The 24,964-nt window shown below is 35.7% G+C and carries 25 protein-coding genes; all 25 read right to left on the bottom strand.

What is annotated here, in order from left to right:
• Nucleotides 1–150: 150 nt before the first annotated feature.
• Nucleotides 151–4,440, bottom strand: a complete 4,290-nt coding sequence (locus BMX40_RS02680; RefSeq protein ID WP_090866576.1) for a PolC-type DNA polymerase III — start codon at nt 4,438–4,440, stop codon at nt 151–153.
• Nucleotides 4,441–4,555: 115 nt separating this feature from the next.
• Complete coding sequence (gene rseP, locus BMX40_RS02675) at nt 4,556–5,827, bottom strand: RIP metalloprotease RseP (protein WP_090866575.1); 1,272 nt, start codon at nt 5,825–5,827, stop codon at nt 4,556–4,558.
• A gap of 52 nt (nt 5,828–5,879) precedes the next feature.
• Nucleotides 5,880–6,671, bottom strand: coding sequence for a phosphatidate cytidylyltransferase (locus BMX40_RS02670; RefSeq protein WP_090866573.1), 792 nt, complete (start codon nt 6,669–6,671; stop codon nt 5,880–5,882).
• A gap of 15 nt (nt 6,672–6,686) precedes the next feature.
• Entirely contained in the window at nt 6,687–7,451 is a 765-nt protein-coding gene (locus tag BMX40_RS02665) for an undecaprenyl pyrophosphate synthase (protein WP_090866572.1), read from the bottom strand.
• 206 nt (nt 7,452–7,657) lie between these two features.
• A complete protein-coding gene (gene frr / locus BMX40_RS02660; RefSeq protein ID WP_090866570.1) occupies nt 7,658–8,215 on the bottom strand; it encodes a ribosome recycling factor in 558 nt (185 codons plus the stop codon).
• 2 nt (nt 8,216–8,217) lie between these two features.
• Nucleotides 8,218–8,940 (bottom strand): UMP kinase, encoded by a 723-nt coding sequence (gene pyrH, locus BMX40_RS02655; RefSeq protein WP_090866568.1) that lies wholly within the window; start codon nt 8,938–8,940, stop codon nt 8,218–8,220.
• Between the two features lie 95 nt (nt 8,941–9,035).
• Complete coding sequence (gene tsf / locus BMX40_RS02650; protein ID WP_090866566.1) at nt 9,036–9,920, bottom strand: translation elongation factor Ts; 885 nt, start codon at nt 9,918–9,920, stop codon at nt 9,036–9,038.
• 171 nt (nt 9,921–10,091) lie between these two features.
• Nucleotides 10,092–10,841 (bottom strand): 30S ribosomal protein S2, encoded by a 750-nt coding sequence (gene rpsB / locus BMX40_RS02645; RefSeq protein ID WP_090866564.1) that lies wholly within the window; start codon nt 10,839–10,841, stop codon nt 10,092–10,094.
• A 187-nt stretch (nt 10,842–11,028) separates the two neighbouring features.
• Complete coding sequence (locus BMX40_RS02640; protein ID WP_090866562.1) at nt 11,029–11,487, bottom strand: DUF6115 domain-containing protein; 459 nt, start codon at nt 11,485–11,487, stop codon at nt 11,029–11,031.
• Nucleotides 11,488–11,496: 9 nt separating this feature from the next.
• Nucleotides 11,497–11,802, bottom strand: a complete 306-nt coding sequence (locus tag BMX40_RS02635; RefSeq protein ID WP_090866561.1) for a hypothetical protein — start codon at nt 11,800–11,802, stop codon at nt 11,497–11,499.
• A gap of 20 nt (nt 11,803–11,822) precedes the next feature.
• Entirely contained in the window at nt 11,823–13,199 is a 1,377-nt protein-coding gene (locus BMX40_RS02630; protein WP_090866559.1) for a flagellar assembly protein A, read from the bottom strand.
• A gap of 20 nt (nt 13,200–13,219) precedes the next feature.
• Nucleotides 13,220–13,987 (bottom strand): FliA/WhiG family RNA polymerase sigma factor, encoded by a 768-nt coding sequence (locus BMX40_RS02625; protein ID WP_090866557.1) that lies wholly within the window; start codon nt 13,985–13,987, stop codon nt 13,220–13,222.
• A gap of 117 nt (nt 13,988–14,104) precedes the next feature.
• Entirely contained in the window at nt 14,105–14,602 is a 498-nt protein-coding gene (locus BMX40_RS02620) for a chemotaxis protein CheD (RefSeq protein WP_090866555.1), read from the bottom strand.
• On the bottom strand, nt 14,595–15,230 hold the full coding sequence (locus BMX40_RS02615; protein WP_090866553.1) for a chemotaxis protein CheC: 636 nt from the start codon (nt 15,228–15,230) through the stop codon (nt 14,595–14,597). The genes BMX40_RS02620 and BMX40_RS02615 overlap by 8 nt, the downstream gene beginning before the upstream one ends.
• 4 nt (nt 15,231–15,234) lie before the next feature.
• On the bottom strand, nt 15,235–15,711 hold the full coding sequence (locus tag BMX40_RS02610; RefSeq protein WP_090866551.1) for a chemotaxis protein CheW: 477 nt from the start codon (nt 15,709–15,711) through the stop codon (nt 15,235–15,237).
• Nucleotides 15,712–16,019: 308 nt separating this feature from the next.
• Nucleotides 16,020–17,063, bottom strand: coding sequence for a protein-glutamate methylesterase/protein-glutamine glutaminase (locus tag BMX40_RS02605; protein ID WP_090866549.1), 1,044 nt, complete (start codon nt 17,061–17,063; stop codon nt 16,020–16,022).
• Nucleotides 17,064–17,068: 5 nt separating this feature from the next.
• Complete coding sequence (locus BMX40_RS02600; RefSeq protein WP_244513325.1) at nt 17,069–17,932, bottom strand: MinD/ParA family protein; 864 nt, start codon at nt 17,930–17,932, stop codon at nt 17,069–17,071.
• Complete coding sequence (flhF, locus tag BMX40_RS02595; protein WP_090866546.1) at nt 17,925–19,046, bottom strand: flagellar biosynthesis GTPase FlhF; 1,122 nt, start codon at nt 19,044–19,046, stop codon at nt 17,925–17,927. The genes BMX40_RS02600 and flhF overlap by 8 nt, the downstream gene beginning before the upstream one ends.
• Nucleotides 19,043–21,079 carry a flagellar biosynthesis protein FlhA gene (gene flhA / locus BMX40_RS02590; RefSeq protein WP_090866545.1) on the bottom strand — a complete coding sequence of 679 codons (2,037 nt, stop codon included), beginning with the start codon at nt 21,077–21,079 and terminating at the stop codon, nt 19,043–19,045. Before flhA ends, flhF begins: the two co-directional genes overlap by 4 nt.
• Before the next feature lie 18 nt (nt 21,080–21,097).
• Nucleotides 21,098–22,180: a flagellar biosynthesis protein FlhB gene (gene flhB / locus BMX40_RS02585; protein ID WP_090866543.1), complete on the bottom strand. Its 1,083-nt coding sequence runs from the start codon at nt 22,178–22,180 to the stop codon at nt 21,098–21,100.
• A gap of 1 nt (nt 22,181) precedes the next feature.
• Entirely contained in the window at nt 22,182–22,961 is a 780-nt protein-coding gene (gene fliR / locus BMX40_RS02580; protein WP_090866541.1) for a flagellar biosynthetic protein FliR, read from the bottom strand.
• Between the two features lie 3 nt (nt 22,962–22,964).
• Nucleotides 22,965–23,234, bottom strand: coding sequence for a flagellar biosynthesis protein FliQ (fliQ, locus tag BMX40_RS02575; protein ID WP_090866539.1), 270 nt, complete (start codon nt 23,232–23,234; stop codon nt 22,965–22,967).
• A gap of 36 nt (nt 23,235–23,270) precedes the next feature.
• Complete coding sequence (gene fliP / locus BMX40_RS02570) at nt 23,271–23,936, bottom strand: flagellar type III secretion system pore protein FliP (RefSeq protein WP_090866536.1); 666 nt, start codon at nt 23,934–23,936, stop codon at nt 23,271–23,273.
• Nucleotides 23,929–24,576, bottom strand: coding sequence for a flagellar biosynthetic protein FliO (locus BMX40_RS02565; protein WP_244513323.1), 648 nt, complete (start codon nt 24,574–24,576; stop codon nt 23,929–23,931). Before BMX40_RS02565 ends, fliP begins: the two co-directional genes overlap by 8 nt.
• Nucleotides 24,577–24,591: 15 nt before the next feature.
• Nucleotides 24,592–24,954 (bottom strand): response regulator, encoded by a 363-nt coding sequence (locus BMX40_RS02560; protein ID WP_090866534.1) that lies wholly within the window; start codon nt 24,952–24,954, stop codon nt 24,592–24,594.
• Nucleotides 24,955–24,964 lie beyond the last annotated feature (10 nt).

The raw sequence follows: 24,964 nt of genomic DNA, 5'->3' as shown, positions 1-24,964 counted from the left end.
TGCAGAGGTTTACGCAGCGCTACATTCATTATTAATGGCTAAAGCATCATCAAAAAATACGATGCATAGGATAAGAAAACATTATAAATGCCTCTGATATTAGAATTACATCAATTCAGAGGCATTTAACTTACTCTTACATTTTATGCTTTAGAATAAAGATAATTGGTTCTTCTCTGCCATTCCTTCTAAGCATCCATGATTATCCATATATTCTAAAACTGTTTTAGAAATTTTACTTCTTTCACGTAAATCTTCCTTCGACAAAAACTCACCATCTTCACGTGCTTTCTCAATATTAATGGCTGCATTTGTTCCTAGCCCGTCAATCGCATTAAATGGTGGAATTAACGTATTTCCATCTACGATAAACTCTGATGCCTTTGACTTATATAAGTCGACCTTCTGAAATGAGAATCCACGTTCACACATTTCAAGTGCTATTTCTAGTACAGTCATTAAGTTTTTCTCTTTTGGTGATGCATCAAGCCCTTTTACAGAAATTTCCTCGATGCGTTTTCGAATCGCATCTGATCCCTTCACCATTGTATTGATATCAAAGTCTCCAGCTCGAACCGAAAAGTAAGCAGCATAGAAATAGATTGGATAATGAACTTTAAAATAGGCAATTCGTACAGCCATTAATACATATGCAGCGGCATGCGCTTTTGGGAACATATATTTAATCTTCTTACAAGATTCAATATACCAATCTGGTACGCCATGCTTTTTCATCTCAGTAATCCATTCGTCCTGTAGCCCTTTTCCTTTACGAACAAATTCCATAATTTTAAAAGCTAATGAAGCCTCCAACCCTTTGTGCATCAAATACACCATAATGTCATCACGGCAACCGATAACTTCTGCTAAGGTACAGATTCCATCATTTATTAATTCATCGGCATTACCAAGCCAAACATCGGTACCATGGGATAAACCAGATATAATAACGAGCTCAGAAAACGTACTTGGCTTCGTATCTTCAAGCATTTGTCTTACGAACCTAGTTCCAAACTCAGGAACGCCCAATGTTCCTGTTTTGCAATTAATTTGCTCTGCTGTAACTCCAAGTGATTCTGGACCAGAGAAAATTTTCATTACTTCCTTATCATCTGTGGGAATGGTCGTAGGATCTATCCCACTTAAATCTTGGAGCATACGAATAACGGTCGGATCATCGTGTCCCAGTATATCTAGCTTTAATAAATTATCATGAATAGAATGGAAATCAAAATGGGTTGTTCTCCATTCACTTTTACGATCATCAGCAGGATATTGAATTGGTGTGAAATCAAAAATTTCTTTATCATCAGGGACTACAATTATTCCACCTGGGTGTTGTCCGGTCGTCCTTTTTACTCCAGTACAACCTTGCACCAGTCTGTCAACCTCAGCATTTTTATAGACTAATTGCTTATCAGAAGCATATCCTTTAACATAACCATAAGCTGTTTTCTCTGCTATTGTACCTATGGTACCTGCACGATAAACATTGTCTTCACCAAATAAAACCTTCGTATAGTTATGGGCATTTGGTTGGTATTCTCCAGAGAAATTCAAATCGATATCCGGGACTTTATCCCCTTTAAAACCTAAGAAAGTTTCAAATGGAATATCTTGTCCATCTTTTGTTAATGCTGTATCACAGTTCGGGCAGTTTTTATCTGGTAAATCAAATCCACTACCTACTGAACCATCTGTGATCCACTCGTTGTGATGGCAAGTCATACAGACATAATGAGGTGGTAATGGATTAACCTCTGTAATTTCGGTCATTGTCGCAACAAGGGACGAACCAACGGAGCCCCTCGAACCAACTAGATAGCCATCATCAAGTGATTTTTTAACTAGCTTATGTGAAATAAGGTAGATTACTGAAAATCCATTACTTATAATACTGTCTAATTCTTTTTCCAATCGATCCACCACAATTTGTGGTACTGGTTCTCCGTAAATAGATTTGGCACGAGAATAGCAAAGATCTCGCATTTCTTGGTCTGCACCTTCGATTGTTGGTGTGAAAAGCCCGTCTTTTACTGGAGAAACGGTATCAATCGAGTCGGCTAATGCTTGCGTATTTTCAATAACAATTTCATGTGCTTTGTCTGCACCTAGGAAATGAAAGCATTCTACCATTTCATTTGTTGTACGAAATGGTGTATCAGGCAATGTAACACGGTTTAACGGGTTTCCCGCTTGAGATGCAATTAATATTTGTCGATATAGCTTTTCATGTTGCTCAATATAGTGAACATTTCCAGTTGCAATAACTGGTTTATCAATTCGAGTACCTAAATCAACTATTTTTGTTATAATATCAAGTATTTGTGCTTCGTTTTGAACTAAGTCTTTCTCGATCAAATGTGTGTAATTTGTCGGTGGTTGGACTTCAATATAATCATAAAATGCAGCAACACTTTCTGCTTCTTCAGCTGATTTCTGCATCATCGTTTCAAATACTTCACCTTGATCACAGGCTGTTCCTACTAAAATACCACTTCTCAATTTTTGTAATAATGATCGTGGGATCCTTGGAACACGATAAAAATAATCAATATGTGCATGTGACACAAGTTTATATAGGTTTTTTAATCCTTCTTCATTTTTAGCGATTAAGGTACAGTGGAATGGTCGAGATCGTTGATAAGCGTTACCTTCACCCATATGATCATTTAATTGATTATGGTTCGTAATATCCTTTTCTAAAAGCTTTTGGACTAATTTCCATAATAAATAACCAGTAGCTTCTGCATCATAGATCGCTCTATGATGTTGAGTTAATTCAATATCCATGTGCTTACATAGCGTATTTAAACGGTGGTTTTTTAATTCTGGGAATAAAAACCGAGCCAATTCCAATGTATCAATAACCGCATTAGTTACTTTATCATAATCAATACGCTGGTATCCTTGATTCAAAAATCCAATATCAAAGCTGGCATTATGGGCTACTAAAATTCCATCTTTACTCCACTCATGGAAATCTCTCAATACATCATCTACTTCTGGGGCATCTTTTACCATATCATCCGTTATTCCTGTTAAATCAATAGTCGTCTGAGACAATGGATGATGAGGATTAGCAAATGATTCAAATCGATCAACAATTTCGCCACGATGAACCTTTACAGCAGCAAGCTCAATAATGGTGTCGTAAACAGCGGATAATCCTGTTGTTTCAACGTCAAAAACTATATAACTACCGTTTTCCAAATCTAAATCGTGTTCGTTGTATGCGATTGGAACCCCGTCATCAACCAGGTTCGCTTCCACACCGTACATTACCTTAATTCCATGTTTTTGCCCTGCAGCATGAGCATCCGGAAAACCTTGTACCCCGGCATGGTCCGTAATTGCAATAGCCTTATGTCCCCATTTTGCTGCTTGTTCAACAAGCCTTCCAGGAGATACAACAGCGTCCATTTGACTCATTGTCGTGTGGGCATGAAATTCAACACGCTTTTCGTTCTCATCAGCAAAGTCTTTCCGAGATTCAACGTTAATTTCATGCATATCATTAGCCATCATTGCTAATTCATTCGAATACATGTCCGTTTGAATACTTCCTCTAGCTTTAACCCACATTCCTTTCTTTAACTGCTCAAATTTTGCCGCATCTTCATCACCTTTAGAAAACATTTTAATTTGGAGAGAATCTGTATAATCCGTAGCCTTCGCGATGAGCAAACTTCTCCCTGAACGCAATTTACGAATATCAACGTCAAATATATATCCTTGTACCGTAATACGGCGCTCTTCTTCTTGAATTTCTTCCATAAGTGATGGTTCATCCTGAATTTTATATCCAATCGTGAAAGGCTGTTCTTGATCAGTTAGTCTTTGCTGATCACGTTTTTCCTTTTCCTGGATGGTTTTCATAACTAATTGCTGATCCTCTAATGCCTTTTGTTCTCTAAATTTTTTAATTTCTGCTTCCTCGGTTTTAACCTCAACTTCTAGAGCGGAAAATGGAATACCAACTTTTTTACTAAATGCACGAAAGTTATCTTCCAACCTTTTTTTCACTGCAGTAGCTTCTGCATTATTTCTTGAAGTTAACATAATTTTGTTATTGTTAACCCGAGGTTTTTGATTATAAACTAAATCCCGATAAGCTGGTGACAAGTCTGGCGTGGAATGTATATACAACTGCCAATAGTCACCTATTACTTCAGGATCGCATTTGTTATCTTGGGGATTAATTGTTACGTCAACAGCGGCTATCTTACTAAAGGCTTCTTGTAGTTTTGCATGAAATTCTTGATAAACCTGTACTGGTAATACACGGCTGACTTGAACATGAAAATGCCATTTTTTTTCATTTTTATATACATCCAAACGTTCTAATAAACTATTCTCAAAGAATTGGTTGACTTGGTCCATATTCATTTGGATTTGTTGTAGTAATATACTCATTCTTTCTTGTTTTGAATTATCCATACCTATTCCCCCTGCTACAATTAAAACGTGTAACAAATAAATAACGGAAACCCTTGTCATCATGAATTTCAGACAAGGGTTTTCGAACTGCTAAAGTGCAGTCCCTATACTTCTTCTATAAAAACAATCGTTGTATATCGTTCCAGGTTACAATGATCATTAACAACATTAAAAAGGCAAATCCTACAAAATGAAAGATACCTTCCTTTTCAGGTTCCAATGGTTTTCCACGTAATAATTCTACTCCAACGAACAACAAGCGACCACCGTCTAGTGCTGGTAGTGGAACTAAATTAATTACGCCTAGGTTAATACTCAAGATAGCTGTCCACATCAAAAAGTTCATGAATCCAGTTTGTACTACTTGATCCGTAGCATCATAGATACCAACCGGTCCAGAAAGCATATCAATTGAATATTGTCCAGTAATAAGCATTCCTAAATTCGTTAAAATTAACGAAGTTGTCTCATAAGTTTTCGTAAATCCATATTCAACGGTACCAAGGAAAGATTTCTCAAACGCTTGATATACACCAATTTGTCCAATTACTTCCTCCCCTTCAGGCCCCTCTATGGTAGCTTCTGCAGGTATTACTGCTATGCTTTCTGTATTACCGTTTCGTAAAACGGTCATTTCTAGCTCTTCACCTGGATTGGCTCTGACAATCGTGGTAAATTCCTCCCAAGTAGAAATTGCTTCCCCTTCTATTTGGATAACTTCATCATTTGCTAGAAAACCTGCCTCTTCAGCTGGTGTATTTGTCTGTATCTCTCCTAATCGTGCTTCATCAGTAGGAACACCTTGAACAATACCTAGAATTAGGAAAATAACGATCGCTAATAGAAAATTCATCATCGGACCCGCGAATAACTGCATTGCTCGTTGTGATGGACGCTTTGATGCAAATTGTCTATCATACGGAGCAATTTGGGTTTCCCTTTCATCCATCACAAAATTAGCATGACGATCAACATCAAAGTGTAGCTTTTCATCCTCTTCATCAATTTCATAGCCTTCTATAATTAATTGATGATCTAAGTCTACATGTTCTACTTCAATCACTCGAGCATTTGGATGCTTTGATTTATTATTTACAATAATTTTATTTACTTTTCCTTCGTCATTAAATTCGAGCCCTATGTGATGGCCGGGCTTTAAATCAATAATTTCAGGATCCTCTCCCGCGACACGAACATATCCACCTATCGGTAATAGACGAATCGTATATACTGTTTCATTTTTCGTAAAAGCAAAGATCTTTGGACCAAATCCAATTGCAAATTCTCGCGCTAACATACCAGCTCTTTTGGCAAATATTAAATGTCCAAATTCATGGATAAATACAAGTAAACCGAACATGAAAATAAATGCAATAACCGTAGTCAAATAAATACACCTTCCTTTAATGGGCTAGGAATTATAGCTTATCCACTTTTGATCAAATAAATTGGAGAAAATGTAGCATTGGAAAAACAAAAATTAAGCTATCAAATCGATCGAGAACTCCTCCGTGACCGGGTAATAAATTACCCGAATCCTTAACATCATAATGTCTCTTAAATGCCGATTCCACTAAATCACCAATTTGTCCAAAAATGGATACTAAAACGGAAACTATGATAATAATTGATATGCTATAGGAAAGTGGAAAAATGACATAATAGGTTACACCAACAATCGTTGCCAATATTATACCACCAATAGCACCTTCAATTGTTTTATTGGGACTAATTTGTGGCCATAATTTATTTTTCCCAAATGATTTCCCACTAAAATAAGCCCCAGTGTCTGTAGCCCAGACAACTAGTAATACAAAGAAGATTAGGGATAATCCATCTGAGGCAATTCTGGTCTCATGAAAATAGTAAAATCCCATGCCGACATATAGTGCTGCAAGCAAAATAAACCCTGAATCATCAAATGTAAACTTGTTTTTAACCAATACAGTATATGCTAATAATAACATAACAAACAGCATGATTAATTCTGTCTTATTAAACAATATATAAGTTGATATTTCCGTTGTTTCTGGAAGAACAATTAACCAGACTAGTCCAATTGCTAACAACGATGGAAGCGAAAAAATAGGTATTTTATGCATTTTTAGTAACTCAATTAAACCTAAAGTAGCCAATAGGTAAATAAGAATCGAAAAAGGCAGGCTTCCATAAAGTACAATTGGTATAAATATAATTAAAGCTAAAATAGCAGTTTGTATCCGTTGCTTCATTTGCCTTTCATCACCTTAAATACCTCCGTAACGTCTTTTTCGGTTTTGATAATCAAGAAGTGCTTGTTTAAATATATCATCATTAAAATCTGGCCAAAGCACATCAGTAAACCAAAATTCAGAGTATGCCAACTGCCATAACAAGAAATTGCTTAAGCGCATTTCACCACTAGTGCGAATTAATAGATCGGGATCTGTTAAACCTGTTGTGTATAAATACTCGGAAAAGGTGTCTTCATCTAAATCATCTAGAGATATTTTCGAATGGTCTGCATCCGAGATAATTAGTTTTATTGCCCGCATTATCTCATATCTACTACCATAGTTTAAAGCAAAATTGAGTAATAAGCCATCATTATTTTTTGTTTGTTCCTTTGCATATTGAATTGCTTCTTTTGTATGCAATGGTAAAGTATTGAAATCACCGATTGTCTCAATTCGGACATTGTTCTCCATTAATTCAGGCAGATATTTATGAATAAATTCCTTTGGTAATCGCATGATAAACTCGATTTCAGACTTAGGTCGCTTCCAATTTTCCGTAGAAAAAGCAAATAGCGTTAGAATTTTTATATCAAAGTTCACGGCTGCTTTTACGGTATTCCTAACAACATCCATTCCCTCTTTATGCCCTGCCACTCGAGGCAACCCCTTTTTCTTAGCCCAACGGCCATTCCCGTCCATGATGATTGCAACGTGTTCAGGTATGCTGGATAACTCAAATTCATCTTGGAGCTGTTCTTCTGTTTTCTTTTTAAAAAATGGAAGTTTTTTTGACATATTCTGTCCTCCGAACCCTGATATTAAACCCTAGTATGCTCTTACAACGTTTATTACTATGATAATGTAAATCGTAATATAACATGTTATGTATAAAAGATAAATATAATTCCATTAATCATTATAACGGTATTTACACAAGAAAACAAAAACCCTCTATAAAAAGAGGGGTTTGCTCCTTATTTCCATCATATAAAGAAATCAACTTAAACTTCTAGAATCTCTTGTTCTTTATTCTTGGCAAGCTTATCAATTTCTGCAATATGATTATCCGTTTCTTTTTGAACCTCATCTTGAGCTGAACGTAATTCATCTTCCGTTAGTTCACCATTTTTTTCAGCTTTTTTCAATTGGTCATTGGCATCACGACGGACATTACGTACTTGAACTCGTGATTCTTCAGCATATTTTCCAACCACTTTTACCAAATCTTTACGACGTTCTTCTGTTAAAGCAGGAATATTGATGCGAATGACATTACCATCGCTGGAAGGTGATAAACCAAGGTCAGCCTTTAGAATTGCTTTTTCAACATCTGCAATAGCTGACTTATCAAACGGTGTAATCACGAGTAAACGAGCTTCTGGAGCAGTTACAGTTGCAAGTTGATTGAGTGGTGTAGATGCACCATAATAATCTACAAAAACACTATCCAATAGACTAGGATTCGCACGTCCTGCTCTTACTGTTGCTAAATTTCTAGAAAATGCTTGTACCGCTTGATTCATTTTATCCTTGCTTTGATTTAAAATAGCATCTGACATTATTATTTCCCCCTTATTGTTGTTCCAATTTCTTCACCTTGGACAACTCTTTTAATATTTCCTTCTTCCGTAATTGAAAATACTACTAATGGAATATCATTATCCATACAAAGTGATGATGCTGTTGAATCCATTACTCCTAAACCTTCATTTAACATTTCCATATACGATAAATTATCGTATTTTTCTGCGTTTTTATTCGTTTTAGGGTCATCCGTATAAACACCATCTACATTATTTTTGGCCATCAAGATAACATCGGCTTCGATTTCAGCTGCACGTAAAGCCGCTGTTGTATCTGTTGAGAAGTAAGGATTACCTGTACCAGCTGCAAAGATAACAACACGTTTTTTCTCTAAGTGGCGAATTGCTTTTCTTCTTATATATGGCTCCGCAACTTGACGCATTTCAATAGAAGTTTGTACACGAGTAGGGATTCCAATCGTTTCCAAGCTATCCTGTAGTGCAAGTGAATTCATTACAGTTGCTAACATTCCCATGTAGTCTGCGTTCGCACGATCCATTCCCATTTCACTTCCAACTTTACCTCGCCAAATATTACCGCCACCTACAACAACAGCCACTTCAACACCAAGTTCTGCGATGTCTTTTACTTGTTGAGCTATTGATTGGATAATTTTTGGTTCGATTCCATATCCTTGTTGACCGCTAAGAGCTTCTCCACTTAATTTTAACACAATTCTACGGTAACGAGCTGTTGTCATAATAACCTCCATCGAAATTTAATTTAGTTTCTTACAACTTTTCCTTATTTGCATGGAGAAATAGGGAACACGCCAATGTCCCCTATTTTTAAAATTTATTTTTTAACTTGGCTCATTACTTCTTCCGCGAAGTTTTCTTCACGTTTTTCCATTCCTTCTCCAACCTCATAACGAACGAATGTATTTACTGTAGCACCTTTATCTGCCACAAATTTCTTCACTTTTTGATCAGGATCTTTAACAAAGTTTTGCTCTAATAAACAAATTTCTTCGAAGAATTTACCTAAACGTCCTTCTACCATTTTCTCAACAATATTTTCTGGTTTACCTTCGTTTAATGCTTGTGTTTTCAACACTTCACGTTCATGAGCAACCTCTTCTTCAGATACTGCATCACGGGATACGTATTTAGGATTTACTGCAGCAGCATGCATTGCAACATCTTTCGCAACAGATTCATCGGTAGTTCCTTCTAGAAGCGTTAATACGCCAATACGTCCACCCATGTGAAGGTATGCACCAAATGAATCATTATCTGTTTTAGTTAAAACAGTGAAACGGCGTAGAGAAATCTTTTCACCGATTTTTGCAATCGCTGAATTAATATAAGTCTCAACTGTATCACCGTCACCATGTAATGGTTGTTGTAATGCTTCCTCTACAGTTGTTGGTTTTTGATTAACTAAATGCTTCCCTAAGTCAGATAAAAGGTTTTTAAACTGATCATTTTTTGTTACGAAGTCAGTTTCACAGTTTACTTCTAATATTGCTGCTGTGTTGCCTTCCACTTCAATATATGTAGAACCTTCTGCTGCAATACGATCAGCTTTTTTCGCTGCTTTTGCGATACCTTTTTCACGAAGATAATCAATAGCTTGATCTAAATCGCCATCTGTTTCTGTAAGTGCTTTTTTACAGTCCATCATTCCAGCGCCAGTTTTTTCACGTAGTTCTTTTACCATTTTAGCTGTAATTGCCATGTTAATTTCCTCCTAATGAATGATTGAATTTAGTTTTTTAAAAAGGGTGATAAAAGGCTTATCCTCTTATCACCCCTACCTTTTAAAAGACGTCAAGCTCTAACACCCAACACATTTCTCACCTTACAGCCTGATACTGTACAGTTCGTTATGTGTTATCGCTTTTTAAAATTAGTTTTGTTCTACTTCTTCTTTTTCAGCAGTAACAGTTTCTTCTGTTTGAACTTCTTCCATTTCTTCACCTTGTTTAACTTCTAAAATAGCATCAGCCATTTTTCCAGTTAAAAGTTTTACGGCGCGAATTGCGTCATCATTTGCCGGAATAACATAATCGATCTCATCCGGATCACAGTTTGTATCAACAATTCCGATGATTGGAATGTTTAACTTATGAGCTTCTGCAATTGCAATACGCTCTTTACGAGGATCAATCACAAATAATGCATCTGGAAGTTTTTTCATCTCTTTAATTCCACCAAGGAACTTAACAAGACGATCTTTTTCTTTTAATAAGTTTACTACTTCTTTCTTCGGAAGAACTTCAAAAGTTCCATCTTCTTCCATGCGCTCAATATCAATTAAACGATTAATACGTTTACGGATTGTTTGGAAGTTCGTTAATGTACCACCTAACCAACGTTGGTTAACATAGTACATCCCTGAACGGATTGCTTCTTCTTTCACAGAATCTTGCGCTTGTTTCTTTGTACCTACGAAAAGAATAGTACCGCCATTCGATGCGATTTCTTTCACATAGTTATACGCTTCATCAACTTTTTTAACCGTTTTTTGTAAGTCGATGATATAAATTCCGTTTCTCTCCGTGAAGATATACTTCTTCATTTTTGGATTCCAACGGCGAGTCTGATGTCCGAAATGTACACCAGCTTCTAATAATTGCTTCATAGAAATTACTGACATAAAAATTTCCTCCTAAATGGTTTTTTCCTCCGTTTGTATCATTTTTGTATAAGACCATATAAAATGGCACCGATATACAAATTAACAAACGTGTGTTTTTTTTAATGTTCACAATGAATTATGTAAACATTGTATTTACACCAAAAATAAATATATCATATAGACCACGCGTAATCAAGTGATTTTATTAATTTTTTCCATGTAATTTCACGGTAAGCTCAGCCTCTGTTTTTCCACAGTTTAATTTACGTGCAATTTCTTCTATTGAGAAACCAGATTGATGGAGCTGTAGAATTCTCGATTGTAGTGATGCTTGCACTTTGTCATCCATACTGTCCGTTTTTGGTGCAGGATATTCATCTAATTTTTGATCTACTGCCTTAATTGTTTGATTGGGTTGGGGTTTCGATTGTGAGTCCGATTTATAAGTAGGTTTTGGTTTCCTCTTAACCGGGCTAGCAGTTAGCTCCTCTTGGAGTCTTTTATTTTCGGCCTTTATTTCACCTAAATACGACTCGAGTAATTCTGGAAGATCCTCTGTATGATTTTGTGCTCTTAGTATTTGAATTTGTTTTAATAAAAAATAGATACCGCTGATCGTGATAATATGTAATAAAAAGCTAATAACTAATAAAAATGATGTCATATAACCCCTCTATCCAGAAAAATCAAATTTTGTTCCCAAGTAAGGATGATCAAGTTTATTTTCATTACCATCCTTTTTCTTATTATTAGAATCCTGAGAATCTGTATTACCATGTTCCTCTTCTTTTTGATTTCTTACTTCTTCTGTATCATCAGATTGCTGCACTTTTTTCCGTTTCAACTCTTCTTGCTTTATGTGATTCTGTGCAAGTGCTTCTTGAAAATGTTGGTTCTGCTTTAGCATTTGGTCTTGTAGCTTACCGGCATCTTGACTTCTTGGAAGTGCTACCTGCATTTCAATTGATTTCCAGCTCAATGAAAATCACGCTCCCTTATTTATAAATTAAGGATTGAAATTTCGTTCTTGTCCATTTTCATTCGTATATGCTGAAATTCTCTTTTGATTGCCTTTTGATATTTACCAAAACTAACAATTACATTTGGATAAAGGTGACCATGAACTACTAATTTTGCTCGTTTTTCATTTCCTAAACTAGCATTTATATTTAATAAATGGTTTTCTACCTCTTCTAACCTTTCACTAGCTTGTTCATAGGAATGTTGCTGACGTAGCCAAGCAGCTTTTAACTTAGGATCGGTTAGGACATTATTGCTGGCTTTCAGTTTATCTCCGATTAATTTTAACTTCGATAAATTAGCTTGTAAGTCCTCTTTCTCTTGTACTAATTGTTGTTCCTTCTCACTCTGAATCTTATTTAAGCCGAAGAGAATTTCAGTTTTTATATACAACTTATTTCCTATTTCTTTTGCTTCAACTAGTTCCCCAGCAGAAATAGAACCGCCAATAATATTACCACGTTGACAATAGGCTTGTTTTCCGACGGTGCATGTACTATGTAAGATTGAATTTTCAACATATAAATCATTACCACATGTTACAATCCCTTGATTAAGATATCCTATATGAATATTCTCCCCAGCATTTAGACTACCCGTTTGATGACCTGCTAATCCTTCAGAAACAAAAATGGAAGCACCAGCAATAACTTGAGCATTCTCAACCATTCCAAAGACCTTTACATCTCCACCTGCCTTAACAGTAAATCCAGATGGAACATCTCCATTAATGACAATTGAACCTACAAAATCCAAGTTTCCTTCTTTCATGGAAAGCGTATCACTTACTTCAAATACTTCGTATACATCTATGTAATCGCCATTAATACTTACTTGTCCATCAGTCGCAGTATAAAAAGCCATCGACTCTTCTTGAAATACTACATTTTTTCTAGCCTTCATCGAAGTTGGCTTGCCCGGCTTTGAAGGGACCTCATTACCATATACGTTTTTTCCATTTACACCTTCCGTTGGTGGAATAACTTTTGCTAATCTTTGTCCGGTTTTAACGGAAGGAATACGCATAACATCTCTAAAATTCCAATCCTCCGTTTTGTCTACTTTCGCATCAAAATTGTACTCGTATATAACGCTTCCATCTTTCCCGTTCTCCACTTCCGTTCCTTCTGCAATTCGTACAGGAAACGCATTTTCAGATAACTCTTCTGTTAATAAACGTACATGCTCTAATAGGATTCCATGTGTGATTTTATTATCATTTATAAACTGTAAAATCTCAGACTCGTCAAATTCGATCGTTTCTTCACCTTCGAAATATGTTTCTGTAGGGTGAATTTCGGCAATCATTTGATCGCTTGACGTTTGTAATTGAAAATAATCCTGTAACTGACCCATATTCTTCCCCTCTTTGTCTTTTATAGTTTTTGAAGAATATTTCTTAATTTTAAGACTGCTTTTTTATGGATCTGTGATATTCTCGATGTAGTTAAACCTAAGACTTGTCCAATCTCTGTAAATGTTAATTCATCATGATAAAATAAGCTAATTATCATTTGCTCATTTTCATTTAGCGTCTTGATTCCCTCTGCTAATTCTTTATGGAGTTCGTGTTTCATGATGTGCTCGTCAGGTGTGTTCGTTTTTTTATCTGGGATCGAATATCCAATACCTTCTTTTTGATCAAATGAACCATCTTTAGGTTTTTCTTCGATCGAGAGTATATTAGCAAATAATGAGTCCCTAAGTAATGTTTCAACCTCTTTAGCAGGAAGATCTGCTTTCTCAGCAATTTCTTTAATACTAGGCTCTCTTTGATATGATTGCTCTAGCTGTTGTGAGATCTGTTCTACCTTTTTGGTTTTATCACGAATGGATCTTGGTAACCAATCTTCTTTTCGTAATCCGTCCATAATTGCTCCGCGGATACGAAAAGACGCATAGGTTTCAAATTTTAAGTCTCTATCGATATCGAATTTCTTTAAGGCGTCGTATAACCCCATTAAACCGAGACTTTTTAAATCTTCCTTCAACACACTGCTAGGCAGATGGCTTGCAGTACGATCAACATGAAAATTAACTAAGTACATGTAATGTTGAATTAATTCATTAGCTACATCATTATCGTTATCGTTGAACCACTTATCCCACAATTCTTGCTCTAGAGGAGATCTATTCGTTTTCAATTTATCTGCTCCTCCTTACTCTTTTCATAGTCTTGCTTATAACTTTCTAATCAATTCCCCTTAAGTATAAGACCACTATCATTTTCGTAAGGTTTCATATTGCAAATTATTTATTTATCAAATAATTTCTTCCCCTTTCGAAACGGTACGGATTTTTAACTCTCCCGTATTGGGGTCAAAATCAATTGTCCTGCCACAATTCCCACCTACATCAGAAGCGACGACTGGGATTTGATGCTCACTTAATTTTGTTAATACTGCTTCTACGTTACGTTGTCCAATCCGGATCATATCATTACTAGAAGTGAATTGGAACATTTGGGCTCCTCCGGTAATTTTCGCTTTAAGAGCAAATTTACGAACACCACACTCATATAATTTATCTACCATATTATCTATTGCCGTGTCTGCATATTTAAATTCATTAAATGTAGCTTGTTTTGCCAAATTAGAATCTGGAAGCATAATATGTGCTAATCCAGCAACTTTTTTGGGTAGGTCATAAATCACAACACCAACACAAGATCCAAGTCCGGACGTACGAATTGTAGTCGGTGCAGTTACAATATTTAGATCAGCAATTCCAACTTTTACAATCGACTTCGTATCAATCATAATCATTAATTCCTAATGCATGGAATAGTTTTGTAAATGATTCTGGAGCTGGCAGTAATAAAAATTGTCCATTAATTCCATTCTTGCTTTTCGTGTCGTGAATTTTCGTATCAATTATTATGGCGTAATCGGTAACTTGTGATAACTCCAACAAACCTACTGATATAATTGCGCCAGCCATGTCCACACTTAAATGTGGGACAGACGGGTGCATATTAATGTTAGTAAAATCGGAAAGTGCAGATAAATAGGAACCTGCCAAAATATTCCCTGTTTCTTGTAAAGCTGAAATAGCGAATTCATCCGGTTCACCGTCTGTGAACAATTTTTGATTGGAATTTAATGTAATATGGCGCACCAGTTCCTCCGCTTCTTCCATCGAAAAGATTAAATAGACCGTACCAGGTGCCTCACCTTGAATTTGAAAAAGGATGGAAACAATTACCTTATCTGCTCCACCAATTTCGTCCATTAATTCGTTAAATTCAACAATACTTACGTTTGGAACGTGCATGTCTATTTTTTCATTAATCATTTTAGACATGGAAGTAGCTGCATTTCCAGCACCAATATTGCCTATTTCTCTTAGTGCATCAAGTTGTATAGATGATAATTTATCCATTTTCATTTCATTAACCTTCTACAGATTTAAGATCTTTCATGTCCTCATTTGTTAATACTTTTTGTAAATTGAGCAAGATCAATAAACGATTTTCTAATTTTGCTACTCCTTCAATATAATCTACATCTACATCAACAGCACCTACTACTTCTGGAGCTGGTTCAATAGCTTCTGTTGGAATATCAATTACATCATTAGCAGCATCTACTATTAATCCCACATCCATATCATCTAAAGAAACAATAATAATTCGTGTAGATTCATCAAATTCAGTAGCCTCAATACCGAAGCGAATACGTAAATCAATGATTGGAGTAACTACTCCTCGAAGGTTGATGACACCTTTAACAAAATCGGCTGCTTGCGGTACACGAGTGATTTTCATTAATCTTTCAATAGAACCAACTTGATCCACTGGAACAGCAAATTCTTCATCCTTTAATTGAAATACAATCACTTTTTGTTCTTGATTTGTTTCATTTCCCATTTTAATATCCCCCTAAGTGTTAAAACTATTTTTATTTGTGCATTGCTAATCCTAAATGCGTTCATACCACATTATTATCATTTATATTTAAAGGAGAAAAGTGAAAATACTCTTCTCTACTTTTAATTCTACTAAATCTATGATTAGGATGGAAGTGTTAAAGACACTTCTTGCTGTTTTCATGAAAAATCTTGAAATATTCACTCGTGCTTTTTCTATAGTTATCTCATTTTATTATGTAAATCACGAGACAATAAATTCCCAAAGGAAATCTTGACTCGTGGAAAAACATGCTACAGGCCTCTCCCTTACCCTTTTGTAATCTTATTAATCATGCTACCGATTTGTTGGATATGAGAATTATAATCTACGGCATTCGTTTTAACAGCTGCTTTTGGCATTCCATAAACAACAGATGACTCTTCAGACTCAGCAATGACAATCGAATTTGGATCTTTCTCTTTTAGATACAAGATCCCTTTGGCACCATCACTTCCCATTCCAGTTAAGACAACTGCCAATTTATTAATTTTTTTTATTTGCGCAAGGGATTCAAATAATACATCGACAGAAGGACGGTAGAGATAACCCAGCTTTTCCTCCGTTATTTCTATAGTATGTGATATCCCCATACTTCTAATTTTCATGTGATGGTTTCCTGGTGCAATGTAAGCCGTGTTTTCCTTGATAATTTCTCCATGAACCGCTTCCTTCACGTGAATGTTGGATAATGCATTTAACCTATCTGCCAACGATTTTGTAAATCCCTTAGGCATATGCTGTGCAATTAGTATTGGCGCTTTAAAATCCTTTGGTAACTCTGTTAATACATGTTGCAATGCACGTGGTCCACCCGTTGAAGAGCCGATTGCAATGATGGATTTATGATGGGTGTGTTGGACCTGGTTTAGATCAGGTTGAATTGGTTTCGTAGTATTAGATTTTGTTAATTGCGCTTGAGAAGCAGCTACTACTTTTTCAATAATTTCTTGATTTATTGTTTGTATATCTAATGAGATAGACCCTGAAGGCTTTGCAATAAAATCTACCGCTCCATTGGAAATTGCTTGCAAGGTCTTAGATGCACCTTCACTTGTGAGGCTTGATAGCATTACAACTGGTACTGGATTGTTATTCATTATTTCTAACAAAGCAGTCATACCATCCATTATTGGCATTTCAACATCTAATGTCACAACATCTGGTTGTAATTTCTTTATCTTCTCTATTCCTTCTTTTCCGTTTCTAGCAGTAGCAATAACCTCTATTCGCTTATCACTTTCCAATATATCTGAAATCATCTTACGCATAAAAGCAGAATCATCAATAACAATTACACGAATAGAATTCACAACTGTTACCTCTCTTTTATAAGTCGTTTAAATTTTTGTATGAATGACATAGGCTTTTCATCTTTTGATTCATCTGTCAATGAAATATAATCCTTGGTCATTTGTTTTAAGGCCTTTGTTATGGCAGCTTTCTCATTTAACAAACTATAAGGAACTTGTCGAATAACTGCTGTTGTAACAATTGGATCATTTGGTAGAATTCCTATAGGTTTCACTTTAACCTCTAAGAATTGCAGAATTACCTGTTGGAACTTTTCTAATGATTTTGAACCAGTCTTTTGAGATAACGCACGATTCATTACAATATTGAGCGGCATCGTTGGTTGTTGTGTAACAATATGCTTAATCATGCTGTATGCATCGGTGATAGACGTAGGTTCAGGAGTTGTTACGACAATACACTCATCGGATGCGAGTACAAATGCCATACTCGTTGGTGTTGCTCCTGCCCCCATATCAAATATAATGTAGTCATATAATTGCACAATTTTATGATACTCCTCAAAAAAATGATCCATTTGTTGTTGTTCCATGATAAATATATCCGATAATCCAGACCCACCGGAAATATAGGATAAATTGTTTGGTCCTGTCTCAATAATATCATAAATCGACAAATTATCGTGTAACATGTCAACAATTGTTTTGTTTGTGTTTGAACCTAATAAAATTTCTACATTGCCCATTCCGATATCTAGATCAACTAAAATTACTTTCTTGTTATGTTTACTGAGCTCTAACGAAAAGTTTAGCGCAACATTAGATTTTCCTACTCCACCTTTTCCACTTACAAAGGATATCGTTTTCGCTTCCCTAGGGTTTTCAGACATCTCAAATCGTCGGCGAAGACTTTCTGCTTGATCATGCATCAATGAACTCACCTACTATATAATTGCTGATTTTCTCTGGTGTTGGTTGGATAAGGTCATCTGGAACATCCTGCCCATTTGTCAAATAGGCTACTCCTACTTGCTTCGTTAATGCGATATTTAGAATACTGCCGTATTGCCTCGTTTCATCTGCCTTCGTAAAGATAACCTCATTAATTGGGATATGATAAAAACTGTTATAAATATCGACTATATCATTCGGCTTAGCTGTCAACGCTAGAACCAAGAATGTCTCTACATTATCACTAATATTAATATTTTCTTGTAATTCCTTTACGTATTTCTCATCTCGGAAATTTCTTCCTGCTGTGTCGACAAGAATTAAATCATAATCCTTAAATTGATCAACCTTTTCTTTATATTCCTCAATCGAATACGCTACTTCAACCGGGACATCCAGAATTTTTGCATATGTCTTAAGTTGCTCGATAGCTGCAATACGGTACGTATCCATCGTGATAAAAGCTACTTTCTTTTTATCCTTTAACATACTATGGGCAGCTACCTTGGCTAAAGTAGTTGTTTTTCCTACACCTGTGGGTCCGACAAACTGGACAATTCTTTTATCATACGTAATCCCATTAAAAGACAATTTGCTTAGCTGTACTTCTATTTCACTACGAACTGCTTTGATAATCTCTGATCCAGAGCTTGAGGGGTAAGATGGATTTTCGATCACTTCCTTAATGATTCTTTCTGCTAGTTCATCATCCACTTCCTGATCTACCAGGTGCTGAAACACTACTTGATAGTCAACATCAAATTCATATTCCTTGTTATCTACCTGTTGTTGCATAATTTTTTTTAAATACTTTATTTCATCCAATATATCTGCACTACTTTTATCAGGTTGTGCTGCTGATTCCTTGATTATCTTTCTTGGTGCTACCGCAGCATGTTTTTTTGCTTTTTCCGGCATTGGGTTTTTATCTAGGGCAGCAACTACTTCTATCTTTCTTTTTTTAAAGAAACCCAAGAATCCCCCCTCTTGGATCTCTTTAGAATTCAAGATCACGGCATCTGGACCGAGTTCTTTACGTACGATGCTCATTGCTTCTGGCATCGTTGGCGCTACATATTTTTTTACCTTCATGCTACATTCACCACTCCAACGCTTTGAACTTGTACATTTGGTTCTAATTCATTATAAGACAATACAACAACCTGTGGTAAAAATCGTTCAAGCAATTGCTTTAAATACATTCGAATTGCTGGTGAGCATAATACAATTGCATTTTCTTCCTGTAGGGTCAATTTCTCCACCTCTTCATGGATCGTTGTTACAATTGTTTGTTGGTATTCAGGATCTAATGCTAAATAATTTCCGTGCTCTGTTTGTTGGATGTTTTCCGCTATTAATTTCTCTACTTTTCCAGAGACAGTAATGACTTTTAACGACATATCATCTGTTACATATTGTTGTGTAATTTGAGAAGATAATGCCTGTCTTACATATTCCCCTAATAGCTCAGGGTCATTCGATAGCTTGGCAAAGTCTGCTAGCGTTTCAAAAATAATCGGTAAGTTCTTAATCGATATATTCTCTTTCAGTAATTTGCTAAGCACTTTTTGAATATCTCCGATTGCTAAAGGTTCTGGTGTAACCTCTTCTACTAATATAGGATAGCTCTCTTTTAGATGATCGATTAATTCTTTCGTTTCCTGTCTGCCTAGTAACTGATGTGCATGCTGCTTTATTACCTCAGTTATATGAGTTGAAACGACTGACGGTGGATCAACGACAGTATAACCAGAAAGCTCAGCCTCATCCTTATGCTCTTCACTTATCCACTTAGCAGGTAAACCGAACGCAGGTTCTTGTGTGTCGATTCCTTCAATTGTATCGTCTTCCATCTCAGGGGTCATCGCCAAGAAATGATCGAGTAGTAATTCTCCTTGTGCAACTTCATTACCCTTAATTTTCAACCGGTATTCATTCGGATTTAGTTGAATGTTATCACGTATACGAACCACAGGAATTACAATTCCTAATTCAATCGCAAGTTGTCTACGAATCATGATCACTCGATCTAATAAATCGCCACCTTGTTTTGCATCAACAAGCGGGATCAATGAATAACCAAATTCAAATTCAATTGGATCCATATTAATCAAGTTTACGACATTTTCTTGCGTTTTCATTTCAGAACTTTCCGTCTCATCCTCTTGTTCCACATCTTGTATTTCTGGTTCCTTCGATTGCTGCATAAGAAGATAACCGCTTAACGCCAACAAACCAGCTATCATTGATGTAAGGAAAAAGTTAATTGGGGTTAAACCCAATAGAAAAATAGTTCCTGCTGCAATAAATAGTAATTTAGGATAACGTAATAACTGTTCAGATACATCACTTCCCAGGTTATTACCCGAAGAAGACGTTCTTGTAACCACAATACCAGTTGCTGTCGATATTAATAAGGCTGGAATTTGACTGACTAATCCATCCCCTACTGTAAGTCGCATAAACGTATTTATTGCTTCTTGAAAGGACATATCCATTTGAACCATACCAATAATCAGTCCAAAGAGGATATTGATTAATACAATAACAATACCTGCTATCGCATCTCCTTTTACGAATTTACTCGCACCATCCATAGATCCGTGAAAGTCTGCTTCATCTTCTACGGTTTTACGTCTTTCTTTTGCTTCTTGTTCGGATATAAGACCAGCATTTAAATCTGCATCTATACTCATTTGTTTTCCAGGCATTGCATCTAATGAAAAACGCGCAGCAACTTCGGATACACGTTCCGAACCTTTCGTAATGACTAGAAAATTAATGATAACCAAGATTACAAATACTACAAAACCAACAAGTGGACTATTTCCAATAACAAACGTACCAAACGTATCAACAACGCCTCCCGCGTCTGCTTCGGATAAAATAGATCTTGTTGTTGAAACATTTAATCCTAATCGAAATAAAGTTAATAGTAATAAGAGAGAAGGAAATATAGAAAATTGTAAAGCATTTTGTGTGTTCATGGAAACTAAAATTACAATTAGTGCAAGTGTAATATTGATTAAAATAAAGATACTTAAAAGCCATCCCGGGAGAGGGATAACTAACATAATGATAATTAATATAACGCCTAAAAGTACGGATAAATCACGTGCCTTCATGGATGAAATCTCTCCTTATTACTTAACTTTTTTGTCCAAACGATAGACATAAGCTAATACTTCAGCTACTGCTTGGTAAAATTCCTCTGGTATCGTGTCACCTATTTCAACCTTGTCATATAACGACCTTGCCAAAGGCCTATTTTCTACAGTAACAACTTCATGTGCTTTTGCTATTTCTTTAATTCTGAACGCAAGATGATCCACACCCTTTGCCAAAACGTAAGGAGCACTTGATTTTTCCTCATCATACTTAATGGCAATTGCAAAGTGAGTAGGGTTCGTAATAACAACATCAGCATTTGGTACCTCACTCATCATACGACTCATAGCCATCTGCCTCTGTCTTTCCTTAATTTTGGATTTGATTAAAGGATCCCCTTCGATATTTTTATACTCATCCTTTACATCTTGCTTTGACATGCGCATATTTTTCTCGAAATCATAGCGCTGGTACGTATAGTCAAACACTGATAAGAATAGCAAAGCAATAATTGCCGCAAATCCCATGATCATTGTCGTTTGACCAAAAAATGCGAGGGAGCTTTCCGTATCCTTAAATGCTGTCATCATCATGTCATCTTTAAAAATCCATATCGTTGAAAAGGTAATAGCTCCAATAAATACAATTTTGAATAATGACTTTAGCAATTCTACCAACGCACGTATGGAGAATATGCGCTTGGCACCCTGAATTGGATCGATTTTTTTCAAATCTAACTTTAATGGTTCGGTTGTAAATAAAAAGCCTATTTGCATTAAGTTTGAAGCAAACCCTGCGATTATAGCCACTAACATTATAGGAGCAACAAGTTTTGCAGTCTCGATTGTTCCTTCAATAAAGACTTGATATACCGTATTTGGAGTTAAATCCCAGTGTATATACTCCGTAAAGGTATGTTGAAACAAAGTTGTCATTATGTTCTTCATATAGCCACCAAAGACAAATAAAATAATAAATGAAAGAAGTAATAAAATTGCCGTATTAACGTCTTGGCTTTTGGCTACTTTCCCTTTTTTTCGCTCATCCTGCCTTTTCTTCGGAGTCGCTTTTTCTGTTTTTTCACCTGCAAAGAACTGCAAATCTAACCTTAACTGCAATCTAAGCACCTCCGAATAATTGCATGAGACCACGCATTGTTTCAAACATCATTTCAAATAAATATTTCACTAAAACAATATAAAGACTTAAAAAGAAAAAGATAGCAATAAAACTTACTAATATTTTTAATGGTAAACCTACAACAAAAACGTTTAATTGTGGGACGGTTCTCGCAATAATACCTAAAGCCACATCCACTAAAAACAAACATCCTACAATAGGAATCGCTATTTGGAAAGCAATTAGAAACATATTATTAAATGCATCGATTACAAACTCGGCAATATTCCCATTATGAAATGGGATAAAACTATCAATTGGGACAAATTGATAACTATTTACAATTCCATCTATTAATAAATGGTGTCCATCAACCGATAATAGAAATAGTAAGGCAAAAATATAAAAATATTGCCCGGTAATTGGACTTTGTGCTCCGGTTTGCGGATCTACTACATTCGCAATGGCAAAGCCCATTTGGAAATCTATGAACCCCCCTGCGATTTGAACTGCTGAGATAATAATGTACCCAATTAAGCCGACAAGCAAGCCAACGAGTGCTTCTTTAATCACTAGAAATAGATACATCTCATCGACAACAACTAACGAAGTATCAACCGTATAGAACATAATAAATGCCAAAAAGAAACTAAAGCCTATTTTAAACGGTAGTGGAACTGTTCGGTAAGAGAAAAAAGGTAACGTTACAAAAAATGCCACCACACGAACTAGAATGAGTAAGAAAACTGGAAAACTATTAATATTAATCGCTTCAAGCATAATTTACCCTACAAACCGATTTAAATTTTGAAATATCTCTGTCGTAAACTCCACCATGGTCGATAACATCCATGGCCCAAAAAACACAAGTCCAACTAATACGGCTACTATTTTGGGGATAAATGCTAATGTTTGTTCTTGAATCTGAGTTGTTGCCTGAAATATACTAACAAACAAACCAACAGCAAGTGCTAAAAGTAATAAAGGACCCGTAACTAATAAAATAGTATAAATTCCTCTTTCAGCTAAAGATAATACAAATTCACTACCCATTACTACGCACCCTTCCTTTTCCTCCAAAAATAGTCATTAGAAACCACTTAATAATGAGTGGGTTATTAAATACCAACCGTCTACTAAAACAAATAGTAAAATTTTAAATGGCAGTGAGATCATTACCGGTGGTAACATCATCATCCCCATTGACATTAATACACTTGCTACGGCCATATCGATCAATAAAAATGGTACAAATATCATAAAGCCCATTTGAAAGGCTGTCTTAAGTTCACTTATTGCAAACGCTGGAACTAAAGTTGTTAAAGGAACATCTTGAATCGTTTCTGGTCTTTCAGTATTTGTATAACTCATAAATAGTTCCAAGTCTTTCTGGCGGGTATGTTTTCCCATAAATTCTTTTAATGGGGTACTTGCCCTTTCATAGGCCTCATCTAATGAAATCTCCTCATCAAAAAGAGGCTGTAATGCCTCGTCATAAACTTCTCCAAACGTAGGAGCCATAATGAAAAATGTTAAAAATAATGCAAGTCCGATTAATACCTGATTAGGTGGCATTTGTTGTGTTGCCAAAGAGGTTCGGACGAAAGATAAAACGATGATTATTCGTGTAAAACTCGTCATTAAAATTAATATACCAGGGGCTAACGAAAATACGGTTAATAATAATAGTAGCTTTACTGAAGTTGCTACATTGGTTGGGTCTGAACTAGAAAACATATCTATAAATTCATTCATCATTAACATCCTTTTGAATTTCTTTATCTCGGAGCGCTTTTCGGTTCTCTTTTAATTTATCTAGTTCTGACGCAAATAAATTCTTGAAATCAGTAGTCTTATTACTATTCGAACCTTTGCTTTCAGCCTTCTTCGGCTGCATGAGATTGGAAAAAAGATCCCCCGCCGAAAAGTTATTCGTTTCTTCATAACTAGCTAAAATTTCACGCCTCATGTCTTCGTCGGTTATTTCTTGTAGTAGTTCAACATTGTCGCCAACCCCAACCAAATACAACTTACTTCCAACCCGGATAATTTGAATCGACTTACTCGGTCCAAGTGTTAGTCCGCCTACATTTTCTAATGCTTTTACTCTACTAAATAATTTATTTCGCTTATTTAAAAACTTTAGTAACAAATAGATTAATGCTAGTACTAATAGCAGCGCAAAAAACATTTTCACTAAGTCAAAAGCCAATGAATTGTTATCTTTTCCAAATGATTCTTCTTTTTCATCAGAATCATTTGTTACTTGCCCTTCTTCTTCACAGTCAACAAGACATTCATCAGCTGTAATTTCTTTTGCCTCAATCTCATTCATCCATGAACCAAAGAAAAGTAATACTATTAAACTAGCAATAAAACTAATTTTTTTAATCACTATAGTCACTCGTTTCTAAGTTAATGCTTTTTGGATAGCTTCAATTACTCGGTCAGCTTGGAATGGTTTCACAATGAAATCCTTTGCCCCAGCTTGTATAGCATCAATAACCATTGCTTGTTGACCCATTGCCGAACACATAATAATCTTCGCTTCAGGATTCGTAGCTTTAATTTCCTTTAATGCAGTAATACCGTCTTTTTCAGGCATGGTTATATCCATCGTTACAAGATCCGGAGTAAGTTCATTATATAATTCAACTGCTTGAGCTCCGTCTTGAGCTTCACCAACAACCTCAAACCCATTTTTACTTAAAATATCTTTAATCATCATGCGCATAAAAGCTGCATCGTCAACTATTAAAATTCGTTTACCCATTATTATCTCT

The sequence above is a fragment of the Oceanobacillus limi genome, assembly GCF_900111445.1.
GTDB lineage: Bacteria > Bacillota > Bacilli > Bacillales > Amphibacillaceae > Ornithinibacillus > Ornithinibacillus limi.
The sequence above is the reverse complement of the archived record's forward strand: the minus strand, read 5'-3'. Positions and strand labels throughout refer to the sequence as shown.

Bases quoted from the DNA above. Each gene is read 5' to 3' on its own strand.
- BMX40_RS02630 (WP_090866559.1), bottom strand. From the start codon at position 13,199: ATGGGTCAGTTACAGGATTATTTTCAATTACAAACGTCAAGCGATCAA.
- BMX40_RS02640 (WP_090866562.1), bottom strand. From the start codon at position 11,487: ATGACATCATTTTTATTAGTTATTAGCTTTTTATTACATATTATCACG.
- flhF (WP_090866546.1), bottom strand. From the start codon at position 19,046: ATGAAGGTAAAAAAATATGTAGCGCCAACGATGCCAGAAGCAATGAGC.
- fliR (WP_090866541.1), bottom strand. From the start codon at position 22,961: ATGCTTGAAGCGATTAATATTAATAGTTTTCCAGTTTTCTTACTCATT.
- BMX40_RS02680 (WP_090866576.1), bottom strand. From the start codon at position 4,440: ATGGATAATTCAAAACAAGAAAGAATGAGTATATTACTACAACAAATC.
- BMX40_RS02560 (WP_090866534.1), bottom strand. From the start codon at position 24,954: ATGGGTAAACGAATTTTAATAGTTGACGATGCAGCTTTTATGCGCATG.
- BMX40_RS02615 (WP_090866553.1), bottom strand. From the start codon at position 15,230: ATGAAAATGGATAAATTATCATCTATACAACTTGATGCACTAAGAGAA.
- tsf (WP_090866566.1), bottom strand. From the start codon at position 9,920: ATGGCAATTACAGCTAAAATGGTAAAAGAACTACGTGAAAAAACTGGC.
- frr (WP_090866570.1), bottom strand. From the start codon at position 8,215: ATGTCAGATGCTATTTTAAATCAAAGCAAGGATAAAATGAATCAAGCG.
- fliQ (WP_090866539.1), bottom strand. From the start codon at position 23,234: ATGGGTAGTGAATTTGTATTATCTTTAGCTGAAAGAGGAATTTATACT.
- BMX40_RS02610 (WP_090866551.1), bottom strand. From the start codon at position 15,711: ATGGGAAATGAAACAAATCAAGAACAAAAAGTGATTGTATTTCAATTA.
- pyrH (WP_090866568.1), bottom strand. From the start codon at position 8,940: ATGACAACAGCTCGTTACCGTAGAATTGTGTTAAAATTAAGTGGAGAA.
- fliP (WP_090866536.1), bottom strand. From the start codon at position 23,936: ATGAATGAATTTATAGATATGTTTTCTAGTTCAGACCCAACCAATGTA.
- rpsB (WP_090866564.1), bottom strand. From the start codon at position 10,841: ATGTCAGTAATTTCTATGAAGCAATTATTAGAAGCTGGTGTACATTTC.
- BMX40_RS02665 (WP_090866572.1), bottom strand. From the start codon at position 7,451: ATGTCAAAAAAACTTCCATTTTTTAAAAAGAAAACAGAAGAACAGCTC.
- BMX40_RS02620 (WP_090866555.1), bottom strand. From the start codon at position 14,602: ATGATTGATACGAAGTCGATTGTAAAAGTTGGAATTGCTGATCTAAAT.
- flhA (WP_090866545.1), bottom strand. From the start codon at position 21,079: ATGAAGGCACGTGATTTATCCGTACTTTTAGGCGTTATATTAATTATC.
- BMX40_RS02670 (WP_090866573.1), bottom strand. From the start codon at position 6,671: ATGAAGCAACGGATACAAACTGCTATTTTAGCTTTAATTATATTTATA.
- BMX40_RS02600 (WP_244513325.1), bottom strand. From the start codon at position 17,932: ATGCATGATCAAGCAGAAAGTCTTCGCCGACGATTTGAGATGTCTGAA.